Origin of the sequence: Paenisporosarcina sp. HGH0030 (genome assembly GCF_000411295.1) — a bacterium.
In the GTDB taxonomy this organism is placed as follows: Bacteria; Bacillota; Bacilli; order Bacillales_A; family Planococcaceae; genus Paenisporosarcina.
On sequence record NZ_KE150421.1, the window covers coordinates 885,724 to 900,854 of the forward strand.

General features: G+C 40.0%; 18 protein-coding genes. 1 reads left to right on the forward strand and 17 read right to left on the reverse strand.

The features are described 5' to 3' along the window. Window positions 1-3: 3 nt before the first annotated feature. From panC to HMPREF1210_RS04370, 8 genes are all read right to left on the reverse strand, one after another. Window positions 4-855 (reverse strand): pantoate--beta-alanine ligase, encoded by an 852-nt coding sequence (panC, locus tag HMPREF1210_RS04335; RefSeq protein ID WP_016427392.1) that lies wholly within the window; start codon window positions 853-855, stop codon window positions 4-6. Beyond that, window positions 852-1,688, reverse strand: coding sequence for a 3-methyl-2-oxobutanoate hydroxymethyltransferase (panB, locus tag HMPREF1210_RS04340; protein WP_016427393.1), 837 nt, complete (start codon window positions 1,686-1,688; stop codon window positions 852-854). Before panB ends, panC begins: the two co-directional genes overlap by 4 nt. Before the next feature lie 240 nt (window positions 1,689-1,928). After that, window positions 1,929-2,912, reverse strand: coding sequence for a biotin--[acetyl-CoA-carboxylase] ligase (locus HMPREF1210_RS04345; protein WP_016427394.1), 984 nt, complete (start codon window positions 2,910-2,912; stop codon window positions 1,929-1,931). After that, window positions 2,890-4,086, reverse strand: coding sequence for a CCA tRNA nucleotidyltransferase (locus tag HMPREF1210_RS04350; protein WP_016427395.1), 1,197 nt, complete (start codon window positions 4,084-4,086; stop codon window positions 2,890-2,892). The genes HMPREF1210_RS04345 and HMPREF1210_RS04350 overlap by 23 nt, the downstream gene beginning before the upstream one ends. Beyond that, a complete protein-coding gene (gene bshA, locus HMPREF1210_RS04355; RefSeq protein ID WP_016427396.1) occupies window positions 4,073-5,215 on the reverse strand; it encodes an N-acetyl-alpha-D-glucosaminyl L-malate synthase BshA in 1,143 nt (380 codons plus the stop codon). The genes HMPREF1210_RS04350 and bshA overlap by 14 nt, the downstream gene beginning before the upstream one ends. A 16-nt stretch (window positions 5,216-5,231) precedes the next feature. Beyond that, the gene (gene mgsA, locus HMPREF1210_RS04360) at window positions 5,232-5,636 is read right to left on the reverse strand and encodes a methylglyoxal synthase (protein WP_016427397.1); all 405 of its coding nucleotides are present in this window, start codon (window positions 5,634-5,636) and stop codon (window positions 5,232-5,234) included. 19 nt (window positions 5,637-5,655) lie between these two features. After that, window positions 5,656-6,453 (reverse strand): 4-hydroxy-tetrahydrodipicolinate reductase, encoded by a 798-nt coding sequence (gene dapB, locus HMPREF1210_RS04365; RefSeq protein ID WP_304412219.1) that lies wholly within the window; start codon window positions 6,451-6,453, stop codon window positions 5,656-5,658. Continuing rightward, window positions 6,450-6,785, reverse strand: coding sequence for a nucleotide pyrophosphohydrolase (locus HMPREF1210_RS04370; RefSeq protein WP_016427399.1), 336 nt, complete (start codon window positions 6,783-6,785; stop codon window positions 6,450-6,452). Before HMPREF1210_RS04370 ends, dapB begins: the two co-directional genes overlap by 4 nt. Before the next feature lie 108 nt (window positions 6,786-6,893). Here HMPREF1210_RS04370 and HMPREF1210_RS04375 point away from each other — a divergent pair, with 108 nt between their 5' ends. Further along, window positions 6,894-7,763 carry a YitT family protein gene (locus tag HMPREF1210_RS04375; protein ID WP_036659377.1) on the forward strand — a complete coding sequence of 290 codons (870 nt, stop codon included), beginning with the start codon at window positions 6,894-6,896 and terminating at the stop codon, window positions 7,761-7,763. Window positions 7,764-7,838: 75 nt separating this feature from the next. On the opposite strand, the gene HMPREF1210_RS04380 is transcribed toward HMPREF1210_RS04375, so the two are convergent. The 9 genes from HMPREF1210_RS04380 to aroA all read right to left on the reverse strand — a co-directional run bounded on the left by HMPREF1210_RS04380 (window position 7,839) and on the right by aroA (window position 15,103). Next, window positions 7,839-8,525: a zinc metallopeptidase gene (locus HMPREF1210_RS04380; protein ID WP_036659379.1), complete on the reverse strand. Its 687-nt coding sequence runs from the start codon at window positions 8,523-8,525 to the stop codon at window positions 7,839-7,841. A gap of 65 nt (window positions 8,526-8,590) precedes the next feature. Beyond that, window positions 8,591-9,178 carry a DUF1405 domain-containing protein gene (locus HMPREF1210_RS04385; protein WP_016427402.1) on the reverse strand — a complete coding sequence of 196 codons (588 nt, stop codon included), beginning with the start codon at window positions 9,176-9,178 and terminating at the stop codon, window positions 8,591-8,593. A 62-nt stretch (window positions 9,179-9,240) separates the two neighbouring features. Continuing rightward, window positions 9,241-10,002, reverse strand: a complete 762-nt coding sequence (locus tag HMPREF1210_RS04390) for a menaquinol-cytochrome c reductase cytochrome b/c subunit (RefSeq protein ID WP_016427403.1) — start codon at window positions 10,000-10,002, stop codon at window positions 9,241-9,243. Window positions 10,003-10,043: 41 nt separating this feature from the next. Next, window positions 10,044-10,718 (reverse strand): menaquinol-cytochrome c reductase cytochrome b subunit, encoded by a 675-nt coding sequence (gene qcrB / locus HMPREF1210_RS04395; protein ID WP_016427404.1) that lies wholly within the window; start codon window positions 10,716-10,718, stop codon window positions 10,044-10,046. A gap of 20 nt (window positions 10,719-10,738) precedes the next feature. Beyond that, window positions 10,739-11,242 carry a ubiquinol-cytochrome c reductase iron-sulfur subunit gene (locus HMPREF1210_RS04400; protein ID WP_016427405.1) on the reverse strand — a complete coding sequence of 168 codons (504 nt, stop codon included), beginning with the start codon at window positions 11,240-11,242 and terminating at the stop codon, window positions 10,739-10,741. 164 nt (window positions 11,243-11,406) lie between these two features. Continuing rightward, entirely contained in the window at window positions 11,407-11,850 is a 444-nt protein-coding gene (locus HMPREF1210_RS04405; RefSeq protein WP_016427406.1) for a YpiF family protein, read from the reverse strand. Window positions 11,851-11,897: 47 nt separating this feature from the next. Beyond that, on the reverse strand, window positions 11,898-12,452 hold the full coding sequence (locus HMPREF1210_RS04410; RefSeq protein WP_016427407.1) for a ReoY family proteolytic degradation factor: 555 nt from the start codon (window positions 12,450-12,452) through the stop codon (window positions 11,898-11,900). 13 nt (window positions 12,453-12,465) lie between these two features. Then, window positions 12,466-13,725, reverse strand: a complete 1,260-nt coding sequence (locus HMPREF1210_RS04415; protein ID WP_016427408.1) for a tetratricopeptide repeat protein — start codon at window positions 13,723-13,725, stop codon at window positions 12,466-12,468. Between the two features lie 70 nt (window positions 13,726-13,795). Continuing rightward, window positions 13,796-15,103, reverse strand: coding sequence for a 3-phosphoshikimate 1-carboxyvinyltransferase (gene aroA, locus HMPREF1210_RS04420; RefSeq protein WP_016427409.1), 1,308 nt, complete (start codon window positions 15,101-15,103; stop codon window positions 13,796-13,798). Window positions 15,104-15,131: the final 28 nt, after the last annotated feature.

Genomic DNA, 15,131 nt, shown 5'->3' on the forward strand with positions numbered 1-15,131 from the left:
GGATTATTCTCCTTTATTGTTCAAAATTAAATTATCGATCAGCCGTGCTTTTTCGAAAAAGACAGCTACCGCTAAAATAATGGACTTGTTATTTGATAAATTATTTGTCAGGTAGGGATAGCTCAACAGTTCCACATAATCAATATTCCCAGACGTGCCATTTTCGATGTGTTGTATGGTTACTAATGTAGCTTTCTCGGCATCCTGGTTCTTTTGATAATCTTCCAGTCCCATTTGTATCGCTTGTTGGATAAGTGGCGCTTCGACACGTTCTTTTTCACTTAAGAATACATTTCTTGAACTTTTAGCTAAACCGTCCTCTTCCCTAACTGTTGGGACTCTGCGAACTTCGAGAGGGAAATTATAATCTCTTACATACGTTTCAATGATAGCTAGTTGCTGAGCATCTTTTTGGCCAAAATATACTTTAGTCGGCTCAACTAGATGGAAAAGCTTTGTGACAACTTTCAAGACACCATCAAAATGTCCAGGTCTTGAAGCACCACAAAGAACATCAGCTTGAGCACCTGCACGGATTGTAATTCCGCCATCTTGCGGATACATTTCTTCCGCTTGCGGGAAGAACAACAAATCGACTCCTGCCTCAACGGCCATTTTCGTATCCCTTTCTAAATCTCGGGGATATCTGTCCAAATCCTCATTCGGACCAAATTGTGCAGGATTGACAAAAATACTCATGATCACAAAGTCATTTTCTTCTCTTGCATGTTTAACTAAAGACATATGCCCTTCATGCAAAAAGCCCATCGTTGGCACAAAGCCGATGCTTTTACCGGCTTGTTTCGCTGCTTTTACGTTTTCTTTTAGATCGTTGATTAACTGAACTTGAATCATTGTTTTCCTCCGTATAACTGTTGGAATTCTTCATCTTTCATTGTGAATCGGTGTTCAACTGCTGGAAATTCACCAGATTTCACTTCATCAACATATTGTGTCAAGCCGTCTTCAATTTCTTTGCCTGCACTCGCATAAGCTTTAACAAACTTAGGCATATGATGGCTACCATAAGTCACGGTGTCATGGAATACTAGAACCTGACCATCCGTTTCAGCGCCAGCCCCAATGCCGATGACAGGAATCGTCAAAGATTCTGTGATTGTTTTAGCGAGTTGGTAAGGAATACATTCCAGAACTACCATAATGGCACCTGCCGCTTCACATGCCTTGGCATCTTCAATTAGTTTTTGAGCAGCTTCCGCAGTTTTCCCTTGTACTTTATAGCCACCTGATACGCTTGCAGATTGTGGAAGCAACCCAAGATGAGCCACTACGGGAATACCAGTACGTGACAATAAACGGATGACGTCGATCATTTCATCCGCACCTTCAATTTTCAGTGCTTGTGCATTTGTTTCCTGGAAAAGGCGAATGGCATTCGAAAGTGTAGTGTCCGTTGTCCCGTGGTAGGTTCCAAATGGCATATCCACTACAAGGAAGGTATCTTTTGCACCGCGTCTTGTTGCTTTTCCATGATGAATCATATCTTCCATTGTGACAGGAATCGTCGAATCATATCCAAGCACAACCATGCCCAGGGAATCTCCCACAAGCAAAATTTCAACGCCTGCACTTTCTGCAATTTTTGCAGATGGATAGTCATAAGCAGTTAACATAATAATTTTATCGTTCTCTTTTTTCATATTAATAAAATCGGTCGTCGTTTTCATTTCCTAGCTCCTCTCTTCGGAGAGAAAACCAAAATAAAAACCCTACTGACCAGGAATGGACAGAAGGGTTGCGTAGGATAAGTAATTGGTTTCCTCCGTCCCTGTCGATTAAGATCAAGGCAGAATTATTAAATTTATAAAGATCTTCTTGTATTCATCAGGTGCAGTTCTACAAAGATACTGCCCTTCGCTTTTACTATAACAGAAATAAATTGCACATTCCATCTTGATTTACTTTTCTTAATTTTGTATTTCGATATCAGCAGAGTAAATTCCGTGAATCTGACCATCGTCGGTTTTGACTTGTAATACCCCATCATTTGTAATGCCGAGAGCCAAGCCTTCAATTTGCTGATTAATCATGCTCGCTTTTATTCGTTTACCGAGTGTGCACGAATAACTTTCCCATAGGATCTTCAATGGCTCAAAACCGTGCGTTATATATAAATCTGTATAAATTTCTAAATGATGCAAAATTCGTGCAATCAGTTGAGCACGATCGACTGGTTGTCCAGAAACCATTTGAATGGAAGTGGCGATCGATTGTATTTCTTCAGGGAAATCTGTTTCTAACTGGTTAACATTCACTCCGATTCCCAAAATGATGGCATGAACACGGTCCATGTCGGCCTGGAGCTCTGTCAATATTCCAGTACATTTCTTCCCATTTATTAATAGGTCATTCGGCCATTTAATCTCTGCGCGAATGCCTGCTATATCTTCTATGGCTCTTGTGACTGCTACTGCTGCAACCAACGTGAACTGCGGTGCTTTTGTAGGCGGTATTTCCGGTCGAATGATTATACTCATCCAAATGCCTTTTCCTTGAGTAGAGGTCCATGCTCGTGCCAAACGACCTTTTCCTGCCGTTTGTTCTTCACAAACGACAATCGAGCCATCAGGTGCTCCCGATTGTGCAAGTCGATGGGCGATAGGCTGAGTCGAAGGGCAAGTTTCTTCATAATGAATTGACTGGCCAAACCGTTTGGATGTCAAATACTGATTAATTTTGGCGGCTTGCAATGAGTCTGGAGAGGATGTCAATACATATCCTTTTTTCTTAATGGAATTAATCACAAATCCTTCTTCTTCAAGTTCCTTAATATGTTTCCAAATAGCTGTTCGAGATAATCCAAATTCATCTGCTAATTGTTGGCCCGAGACAGGCTGACCCTTTGCAGATAATAAACGTTTCTTAATTTCATATTTCACTGTTGGATTCATTCATTATCCATTCCTTTATTTTGGTAGCATCATTCACTACTTTTTTATGAAGCACAGCCATTTCAATCTCTGCCAATGCTTCTTTGAGCCAAGGACCACCACGCTTGCTAAACCAATCCATCAAGTCTTTCCCTGAAATGACAAGATCAGCTTTTGATTGAATTGGTAAGGAACGCTTGAGTTTTATTATTGTATCGATTGGCATCGGTGGGATCTTATCTCTCAATACATGAACGAGGCTCTCCGCCTTGATAAGAATATCTTCATTAAAAGAGTATAGGTCATCTCTCGTAAACAAACGTTCAAATCGAATTTGAGTGGCTTTAACCAGTTGACCAATTTGTTGTTTCGATTCATTCGATAATTTAAACGTTCTGGTCAGTTCGGACACAGATGAGGTTTCCTGCAATAAACAAAGAAAGGACCAACATATCAAGCTGTTGCGAGGATTTCCTAGTTGCGCCCATTTTTCATGTTGGAATGGGAAACCTCCTGGCAATTGATCGGACAATTTGCTTGTGACGAGATAGCTCATTCCATTTTGTAAGTTCGAGCTATCCCACATTTTTTCAAGTTCAGCAGTCACTCGTTCAACAGATACATATGTAAGATTTTCCGCGCAAAATTGGATGGCTTCCAACGATTTGTCGTCAATTGTAAAACCGAGCTGAGCACTGAAACGTACAGCTCTTAGCATACGTAGAGCATCTTCCTGAAAACGATCAGTAGGATTGCCGACAGTTCGAATGATTCGGTTTTCTAAATCAAGTCTTCCATCGAACAAATCGATAATCTGAAAACTTTCAGTCATGGCTAGTGCGTTCATTGTGAAGTCTCTACGCTTCAAATCTTCTTCGAGAGACAGGACAAACTTTACATCCGTTGGTCTTCGGTAATCTGCATATTCCCCGTCGCTCCTAAATGTTGTGACTTCAATGGGAATATGACTTTCGAGAACAAGGATAGTTCCATGGGCAAGTCCGACATCGACCGTCCGTTTGAATATTTTTTTTACTTGTTCTGGTAAAGCGCTGGAAGCGATGTCGATATCATTGGCTTCTTTTTGACGCAAAAAATCGCGCACTGCTCCTCCAACAAATACGGCTTCATATCCATTTTCTTTCAGCTTTTTTATAATTGCTGTACCAGCTTGCCAATGTTCAGTTGTTAACATATTGACGAACCACTTTCTCGTACAGTTTTTCGTATTGGTTCACGATGATTGAAGAATGGAATTTTCGAGACACCGCTTCAATGGAAGCATTTCTCATGCGTTTATGTAAGTCATTATTCTTTAATATCTTCAAAGCATTACATGCCACTGCTTCAACATCGTTTAAAGGGACAATGTAGCCATTTTCTCCGTGGTCTATTACTTCTGGTATTCCGCCTACATTTGTGCCGATACAAGGTACTCCACAGGCCATTGCTTCTAATAATACCAACCCGAACGCTTCCTTTTCCGACAGAAGTAATTTCAAATCACTTATAGAGTACAATTCAGACACATTATTCTGTTTTCCTAAAAACAGCACATCATTTTGTAATCCCAAGGAATCGACTTGTTTAATGATGTTATTCATTTCAGGCCCATCTCCGACAAGAAGTAATTTAGATGGCATTTCTTTTCGTATATAAGCAAAACTTGAAACAACATCTTCAACATGCTTCACCTTTCGGAAATTCGAAACATGAATGACTACCTTTTCATCCTCATGAATATTGAAATAAGACTTTACATTCGTTGATTTAGATGGAACATATTCGCGTTCATCAACAAAATTATAGATGGTTTCAATCGTCTGAGATGGTTGTATTAATTGATACGTTTCTTCCTTCAATGAATTGGAAACTGCCGTTACCACATCTGATTTTTCAATTCCATAGCGGATGGCACCTGTAAGAGATGAATCGTAACCCAAAACACTAATATCTGTACCATGCAATGTTGTCACGATTCCCACATTTTGTGCGGCCATGTCACGTGCCAGCACTGCACATACCGCATGTGGAATAGCATAATGCACATGCAGTATGTCTAAGTTTTCTTTTTGGACCACTTCAGCCATTTTACTCGCCAGGGCGATATCGTAAGGAGCATATTGAAAGACAGAATAACTGTTTACTTCCACTTGATGAAAGAAAATATTTGGAACCATGCGATTTAACCGAAAAGGCATGCTGGAAGTAATGAAATGAATTTCATGACCACGCTCTGCAAGGAGCTTCCCCAGTTCAGTTGCGATTACTCCTGACCCCCCTACTGTTGGATAGCAGGTGATGCCAATTTTCAATTTCTTCATGAAACCACTTCCTTTCTTAAGAACGTCTTTCTTGTAGTAATCGCCAATCAATAAAGCCTTTTTGCAGACCTTTTAATAAAACTTCTGCAGTGCCCATATTGGTAGCCAAAGGAATTTGATACACATCACATAATCGAATCAACGCAGTCACATCAGGCTCATGAGGTTGGGCAGTCAACGGATCACGGAAGAATATAATCATATCCATTTCATTTTTTGCAACCATGGCACCTATTTGCTGGTCGCCTCCAAGTGGACCCGACTGAAAACGGATTACGGCTAAACCTGTTTCATCGATAATCCGTTGTCCCGTGGTTCCTGTAGCGTAGAGTTCATGCTCATCCAAAATGTCACGATAAGCAGTCACAAACTGGATCAGATCATCTTTTTTACGGTCATGCGCAATTAAAGCTATTTTCATGAGGTTCGCATCCTATCATTTATAAAATGTTTTCGAGTCCGTACACAAGTTCTTTTAAATCCATCACCTGGTTTATAGAAAATGTAACGCCAGACATAAAAGATTGTCGATTGAAAGAATCATGTCGCAGTGTGAACAGCTGCCCATCTCCACCAAACATAACTTGTTGGTGAGCTACCATTCCAGGTAGTCTTACGCTATGTATTGGTATTCCATCATAGGATGCACCTCTTGCACCTGGCAACGTTTCTTCCTCTAATGGATGTCCTTGTTTATGTGCTGGTCGTACTTCCGCAATCATTTGAGCTGTTTTATAAGCTGTACCAGATGGGGCATCTAGTTTTTGATCATGGTGCATCTCAATGATTTCAACATCCGGAAAATAAGCAGCAGCCATGGATGCGAATTTCATCATCAATACGGCACCTATCGCAAAATTAGGTGCAATAATGCAACCTAATTCATTATCCTTTGCAATTTTCGTGCATAACTCTAGTTGTGCTTCGCTAAACCCTGTTGTGCCGATTACTGGTCTTACATCATTTTGCAAACACATCGTCGTGTGTTCAAAGACTTGATGGGGTGTAGTCAAGTCCAAGAAAACATCTGGTCTGATTGCTGAGATCAGACTATCTAGATTCAAAAATACGGGTACATCATAGCCTGCAGGAAATTCTGGAGACTCACTTAATAGATCTCCTATTTCTTTATGATCAAGTACTGCCACTAATTCCATATTCTCATTATTCATGATAGTATGTACAGCTTCTTGTCCCATTTTGCCTCGTGGTCCACCTATAGCAACTCGAATCATTATTCTTCCTCCTTTAACGTCCAACGATTTTTATCTCTTGAGTTAAATTTGTCCATTACACGGTCATGTGCTCGTTGCATATCAATGTTCTCAGAATTGGCAAAACAGATAAGAACGAACAGCAAATCGCCTAATTCTTCTTCCATGCTCTTTTTTGCTTCAGTCAATTTTTTCTTCTTTATACCATGCACATGTTGAACTTCCCTTGCCAATTCACCTAGTTCTTCAGTCATTCGTGCAAGCATTTCAAAGGGAGGAAAATAACCTTCTTTAAATTTCCCAATATAATCGTCGACTTCTTTTTGCAAAGTTTGAATAGTTTTCTCATTCGTCATTCTTTTCACGCTCCTATCCTTATCCTAATAATAAGGAATGATGTTGTCAAAATACTAAAAATGAATGATAATAGCGAAGGATTCTTTTTCAGAAAATGGGGTGTTTCAGTGTTGAAAGGCATTAAGTTTAAAAATATATTTTTCATTATGTTAGGAGCAGCAATATTCAGCTTTGGTTTTGTTCATTTTAACATTCAAAACGAGCTTGGTGAGGGTGGATTTAGTGGAATCACCTTAATATTATTTTTTGCATTCAAACTAGATCCAGCTTTAATGAATTTGCTACTTAATATTCCCATGTTTATTCTGGGGTGGCGCCTTCTAGGGCAAAAAGTATTTGTATATACAATCATCGGGACTGTCTCCGTATCAGTATTTTTAAAGATTTTTCAAATCTATGAAATCAATATACATATACAAGATGATTTGTTCCTCGCTGCCCTTTTTGCAGGAGTTTTTGTTGGCGTGGGGCTTGGTATCATTTTCAGATATGGCGGCACGACAGGAGGCGTGGATATCATTGCCAGACTGGCGCATAAATACTTTGGCTGGAGTATGGGAAAAACGATGTTCATGTTTGATGCAGCGGTCATTCTACTTTCCTGGTTAACATTCTTGGATTCACGTTCCATGATGTATACGTTAGTGGCGGTCTTTATTGGAGCGCGGGTGATTGATTTTGTGCAGGAAGGTGCTTATGCAGCACGTGGTGCATTTATTATTTCGGAATTCCAAAGTGAGATTGCAGATCGAATCGCAAACGATATGGAACGAGGCGTAACCGTATTAAGAGGTTTTGGACATTTTACTAAATCTGACCGTGAAGTCTTGTATTGTGTGGTAGGTAAGAACGAAATTGTCCGCTTAAAAAGCATCATCACATCCATAGATCCCCATGCCTTTGTTTCAATGACTGAAGTACATGACGTTATGGGCGAAGGATTTACGTTGGATGAACAAAAACGTCCACTGGATTAAGCAAATGATATAAGTTAGTTGGGATATAAAAAACTCACGTGGCATGTCAATCATGCACGTGAGTTTTTTTTGATTCTATTCGTCTCGGCTCATGCCTGTATAAATTAACACTAAACGTAACAACTCAAGAACCCCTACAGCAGCTGCAGCAACGTACGTCATAGCAGCGGCATTCAATACTTTACGTGCATGTTTTTCTTCTTCGTTACGGATGACTCCGAGAGTAACGATTTGAGTCATGGCACGGCTTGAAGCATTGAATTCTACTGGCAATGTAACAATTTGGAACAATAACCCTACGGCTAACAAAACAATTCCCAATAACAACATATTGGACATGCTTGCAAAAATCCCGATCATCACGAAAATCCATGATGCATTTGAAGAGAAGTTTGCTACAGGTACTAACATGTGGCGGAATTTCAAAAATGAATAAGCTTCTTTATGCTGAATCGCATGTCCAACTTCATGGGCAGCAATTGCAGTACCAGCGACTGAAGCTTCATGATAATTGTGCGAAGATAATGCGACAATTTTCGTCATAGGATTGTAGTGATCGCTCAAGTAACCGCGACTTTCAACCACTTTAACATCTTGTAAACCGTTTTGATCTAAAATTAAACGTGCTACCTGAGCACCAGTCATCCCAGATGTAGAACGTACTTTTGAGTATTTTTTATAGGTACTCTTTACTTTATATTGCGCGTAAATTGGTAACAATAATAATACGGCAAAATATATCAAAAAACCCAAATGGATCATCTCCCTATTTTCTATCTACCACTTATTTTATCTGCCCTGCAATAAATGAGCAACTATTTAGGCTGCTAAAGTGGTGACGATTTAGTGACCTTAATCGCAAGTAATATACAAGCGATTGATAACCAGAATGTAAAATAGCCGATTGCCTGAAAATGTTCGCTCAAGCTACGATAAATTGGCATTTGTCCAAAGACATAGTCAATAACATCATTATGTAACGTCCAGATCGATGCTATCAAAATATGTTTCCACGTGAATTTATAGTTAGGTATATATAGTACTGCTTGTAAGGCCATCGCAAAATGACTCGCAATCAACATCCATCCGACCGCACCAATTGGACTCCCTTCAAATTGTGTCCAAATGTTCATTACTACTGCCCATAATCCATATTTTACGAGCGTAATCAAAGCGAGAGCTTCAATAAGCTTGAAATTTCGATTAATCAGCCATCCAAATAGAGCAATTGAGAAAAATAAGCTGGCTGTGGGACTATCGGGTACGAAAATCAAGAAAATCGGATCCGTTATTGCAAGTTGCCACCCATACCAGTAATACCCATAAGCAGTTCCTAAAATATTTACGATGAGCAACAACCACATGAATGATTTATGAAATAATATGAATTTAATTTGAGTAAGTAAAGTATTCACTTCCTACGACTCCTTTATGTACAAAAAAAGAGCCAGTTTCCTGACTCTCTTTTTAAAATCAATTATGGTGTTAACTCATCAATGAATGTAGCTAACTCTTTTAATTCTTCTTCAGTACCTTTGAACGAGCCAGCTGGCATTGTACCTTTACCATTTTTCGCGATTTCCATAATTTCTTCAGCCGTTTTATCAGTAGCTGCTAAAGATGGACCGATACCACCTTCAAATGCATTACCGTGACAGCCTATACAAGATGCTTCAGAGTAAATTTTATACCCTTCCGCTTCTGTGTCGAATTGTGCTTCTTCACGAATTTCACCTTGAGCTTTTGCTGCTTCCCAGTCATGGTTGACCACTGATTCCCAAGTAAGGTAAATCATTGATGCCAATGCAAGTAGCATAAATGCCGTTGGTAAAGGACGTTTAAATGGACGACGTTCTGGACCTTTGTCCAAGAATGGTGCAAGCATTAGTGCACCAAACGCAAGTCCTGGAATAACGATTGCTCCGATAACATTGTATGGACCAGAAGCAAATTCATATTTTAACAATTGATATAAGAACAAGAAATACCAGTCCGGTAGTGGAATGTAACCTGTATCTGTTGGATCCGCTTGGCGTTCAAGTGGTGATGGATGTGCAACAGTCAAGATTAAATAACCAATTAAGAAAACGGAACCAACCAACCATTCTTTCAATAAAAAGTTTGGCCAGAAAGCTTCTGTTTTACCCGGATACTCGGAATAGTCTTTTGGAATATTCGGTTTGCGATTAGCAGGTACACGAGAATCCCCGACAAATTTCATCCCTTTTCCGCGATGCATATTGTCCCCTCCTTTTAGAAATCATCAAAGACGCTGTTTTTTTACAACGGTCCTGAAATACCTTGTTTACGAATCATGATAAAGTGTGCTGCAAGCAACCCAAGCAAAGCAGCTGGTAAGAAGAATACATGAATCGCAAAGAATCGTGTTAGCGTTTGTGCACCGAGAATGTGTTCATCGCCGGCTAACAAGGTTTTAATAGCTCCTCCGATAAATGGCACGGATGCAGCAATTTCAATACCTACTTTCGTTGCAAACAACGCTTTCATGTCCCAAGGAAGTAGGTAACCCGTGAATCCTAAACCTAACATGACGCCTAAAATCAATACGCCGACAACCCAGTTAAGTTCACGAGGTTTTTTATAAGAACCTGTAAAGAATACACGTAATGTATGAAGGAAAATCATAACGATTACAAGTGAAGCTCCCCAGTGATGCATACCACGCACAATTTCACCGAATGCTACTTCGTTTTGTAAGTAGTAAACGGATTTCCATGCATTTTCAATATCTGGCGTATAGTACATTGTTAAAAACATACCCGAAAGAATTTGAATCACAGTGACGAAGAACGTTAAGCCCCCGAAACAATAAACGAATGCTGAAAAATGATGTGCAGGGTTAACGTGCTCTGGAACTTCATGATCTGCAATATCACGCCAAATAGGAGTAATATCCAGACGTTCATCCACCCAATCATAAATCTTATTTAGCACTGACGTCGTACCCCCTTACTTTAAACTAATGTATTTGGTCGTGTTTTACCGATTTGTAAAAGACCATCTTTCACACGTACTTCGAACTCATCCAACGGACCTAGAGGTGGTGTTTTTGGTACGTTCTTACCATTCTTCTCATATCGACCACCGTGACATGGACAGAAGAATTGGTCCGGGTGATCCGGGCTACCTGCCCAGTTTACCGTACAACCTAAATGTTTACATACTGGAGATAGCGCGATAATTTTGTCGCCCTTTTTGTAAACCCATGCAGTGCTTGTGACTTCAGATGTATACCATGCATCTACTTGTTCAAATGAAAAGTCTACGCGTTCCGGCACATCAGTGATATCAGCCACTTTTTTATCAGTTGGTACAAAGTCTCCGCCTCCAGCTTTTTGCAATACTGGATCGATTGCAAAACGAACCATCGGCATTAACATACCTGCAGCCATAAACCCACCAACACCGGTTAGTGTGTAGTTTAGGAATTGACGTCTTGATACACGATTGTTACTCATCCTTTTCCCCCCTCTAACTTTAAAGGTCAGTCCAACGGACATACTTATACAAAAAATAGTAAAACTAGGACAGTTCTATGATAGCTCAATAAAAAACGGAGGTCAATATTCCTTTAGTTGCGAACATCTACTTTGTGAACATTTCTTGAAGCTTATTGAACTGCCTATTCCCAGCGATTTGCAAATACCGGAATTATTTGTCTCAATTGATCTTCCAGAACGGATTGACGCAATTTCTGGTCCATGTGTTCAAGTGGTATAGAAGGCGTATAAATAACGTTTAATTCACTTACTTCATTTCCCCACGTCATATCGCATGAAACAAAAAACAAGTGCTTAAAGCCCGCTTCATTCAATGTTTCCGTCCATTCATTCCCTAATTGTTGCCTATTGGAACGCTTCGTATACGATATCGGTGGCATTAACACCACTCGTCCTTTAAATTGATTTTCGATAAAAGCGGTAAGAGACATCAAAAATTCAGCGCTTGATGCATTTTGTTTCAGTTGGCTGGCTTGTCCATCGATTAGTAACAAAGGGATTACGGCTGTATCAACAAATTCTTTCTGTTCTAAAAATACATTTATATCTTTTGAGTTCCAGTACATATCTTCATTTCCTCTCAACAAAAAACTTCATCGCATATACGATGAAGTTAAGATTTGGATGATTCTTTCATCCCTTGTAGCAATTTAGACAATTCAAAAAATCGTTCTTTATCATTGGCGTCCAAAGCTTCATCAATTTGTTTCAATATATGTTCTTCTCTAAATGAATTCATGCTGACTTTAAGCACTTCTTCAGCTATAAGACGATCTTTGTCGTTAATATGCAGGTATTTCGGCATAAATGGATTTTCTTCCAAAACCGCCAAATACTCTGAACTTGGTGGTACATTTGGAAAATTCAACTGAATAAACATGTCTTCATTTGGATTTAAACGTAAGTCGTGAAATGATTTCTCGGCATCTGCAGTCATTAAATTTCCTTTGTAAAAGCGAAAAGGCACGCCATTCGACTCTGTAACAGACATAACCATCGCTCTTGGGCAGTAATGTGCTTCTTCTACAAAATGTACTTTTTGGAGTAAATCATCATGACTTAACAAATAATTGAGGATCCATACGCATTCTCGTCGTTTCATTTGATATCGTTTCAAAAACCAACGCACAAATTCTTTCTTTTCCATCACAGAAACAGATGCGGTCATACTACTCCTCCTTTCACGACAATGATTCAATCAGGTCTTGCCATCTTTCTTCATGAGGTTGTAAAAGAACTAATTGTCTACCTATTTCTAGGGCTTCATCACGTTTTCCTTCTTCCAGCAGAAAATAAACGTATTTTTCCATGAACAACGGGTCTTCCTTATGATCAGTATATGCCAAAGAATAAAAATCGTATGCACGTTCAAAATTTTCTTCTTTCGCATAGGCATCAGCCGCAAATGGGTATAACGCAGACCAATCATCTTGATTATTTGAAATGATCTCAATCAATTCAATGACATCCTGATCGCGTTCTTCTGCGTGTAAATATGACACTAGAGTCAACGTCGCTTCCATATATTCTGGGTCCAGTGCGATTGCCTGACGCAAATGCTGTTCAGCTTCTATCACTTTACCTAGTTTCAAGGCCATTTTGCCGGCAAATAAATACAATTCCTTATCATATTCATCACGACTTAATCCTTCTAGAATTGCCTGGTATGCTTGTTCATGGTCTTCAAGCATGCTATAGGCTTGCGACAGGAGCAAGTGTGCAGAGAAATAGTCTGGGTCCAATGTCTTTACTTCGTTCAGTTTACGAACCGATAAATCATACTGCCCCGCTTGGAATGCGGCATAAGCATAACCAAAAAGTAAATCTGGCGTAACATGGTTTGACAGTGATTCTTCGTAAAAAGGAATGGCATCTTCATATGCCGCTCCAGCACTGTAAACTTCCGCTAAACGTTCGGATAAACGTACCCCGGCAATTTCATCTGTTGTGGTTTTTAAGTTTTCATATAGTCGTGCAGCTTCGAGATACTTTCCTGTTTCAAGTAAAAGTTCCGCTTTGGCAAAAATCAATAAAGGCTCTCCCGGCAATAGTGCGAGTGCTTGGTTGATTTTTTGCTCTGCCGATTCGTAAAACCCCTGCATTTGATAATAATCAGCTAGACTCAGTAATGCTTGTGGATATTCTTCCTCATGCTCTTCAATGCTTGTCAGCAAAAGTAAGGCTTCATCTTCCTCGTCAATTTCCATGAGTATCTGTGCTCTATCAATCTTGATTTGCGCTTCTTTTGGAAACAAAAACTGAAGGTGTTCCAGTATTTGTTCACCTTCTTTTAAATATCCAGCTTGAACTAGCATATTTGCAATCTCATATTGAGCATCAGGTTCCCCTGAAAGTTGCAATGTTTCGATTAAAGACTGTATGGTCTGCAAATCGCCCGCTTCAATCGCTTCAATAAATTGTTGACTTATTTCCATCTCCATCACCCGTTCTCTTTCTATTCATACCATATGCTACATCACGACTACCCCATTCACAAGAAAAAACTCCCCGCTAGCGGAGAGTTTCACAAGTTGACACATTTCGCAAATGATCAAAGAAGTTGGGGTAAGATACAGAAATGCACGAAGCATGTTCAATTTCGATAGGTCCTGTCGAAATCACTGAAGCGATTGCGCCCATCATTCCGATGCGATGGTCTCCATAAGACTGTAGAACCCCTCCTGTAAGAGTAACAGGACCATTTATGACCATTCCGTCTTCGGTAGCCTCGATATCGGCACCTAATTTCTTTAACTCATCTACAACTGCTGTAATGCGGTCTGTTTCTTTTACTTTTAATTCCTCTGCATCTTTAATCACCGTCGTACCCTGAGCTTGGGTCGCCAGTAATGCAATGATTGGAATTTCATCAATCAAGCGGGGAATTAACTCTCCGCCGATTTCAATGCCTTTGAGCTGTGAAGATTGTATCGACAGACGTCCTATTGGCTCTTCATCCCCGCCGTTTTCCAATTCAACATCCAACTTGGCTCCCATTTGTTGCAACACATCGAGAATGCCGGTGCGTGTTGGATTTAAACCGACATGTTCCAAGTGGATGCTACTGTCTTTCGCAATTGCTCCTGCCACCAAAAAGAATGCAGCTGAGGATATATCTCCTGGCACTTCAATATGTGTTGCAGAAAGCTTTTGACCACCCTGGAGTTGAATGACTCCATCCTGACAAGTGATGTCAGCACCAAATTGGCGTAACATACGCTCGGTATGGTCTCGTGAAACTTCTGATTCCCGTACTGTCGTCACACCATTCGCTTGAAGACCAGCAAGAAGGATGGCTGATTTTACTTGCGCGCTGGCAACAGGCATAGTGTAGTCTATTGCAGTCAACTCAGTGCCTTGTATTGCAAGTGGAGTGAACTGCCCCCCACTTCTGCCAGAGATTTGTGCACCCATTTGCCTTAAAGGTTCGATTACACGCTTCATCGGTCTTTTAGCGATTGATTCATCCCCTACAAGAACGCTGTGAACGTTAGATCCGGCTAATATTCCAAGCATTAAACGAGTAGTTGTCCCAGAATTTCCTGTGTCCAAAATTTCAGAAGGTTCTTTCCAACTTTCCATCCCATCGCTCGTAATCGTAACCTGATTGCCATTCACTTGAATATCGACACCTAATTTTTGAAAACAGGAAATTGTACTTAAACAATCATCTCCAAGCAAAAAACCATTAACCGTTGTTTTACCTTTTGCCATTGCCCCGAACATGATAGAGCGATGAGAAATTGATTTGTCTCCAGGAACTCTAACTGTTCCACGAAGGGCTACTTGCTCTGCTTGTAATTTTATGGAGTCCTTCAATCCATTCACATCCTTATATTCTTATTGG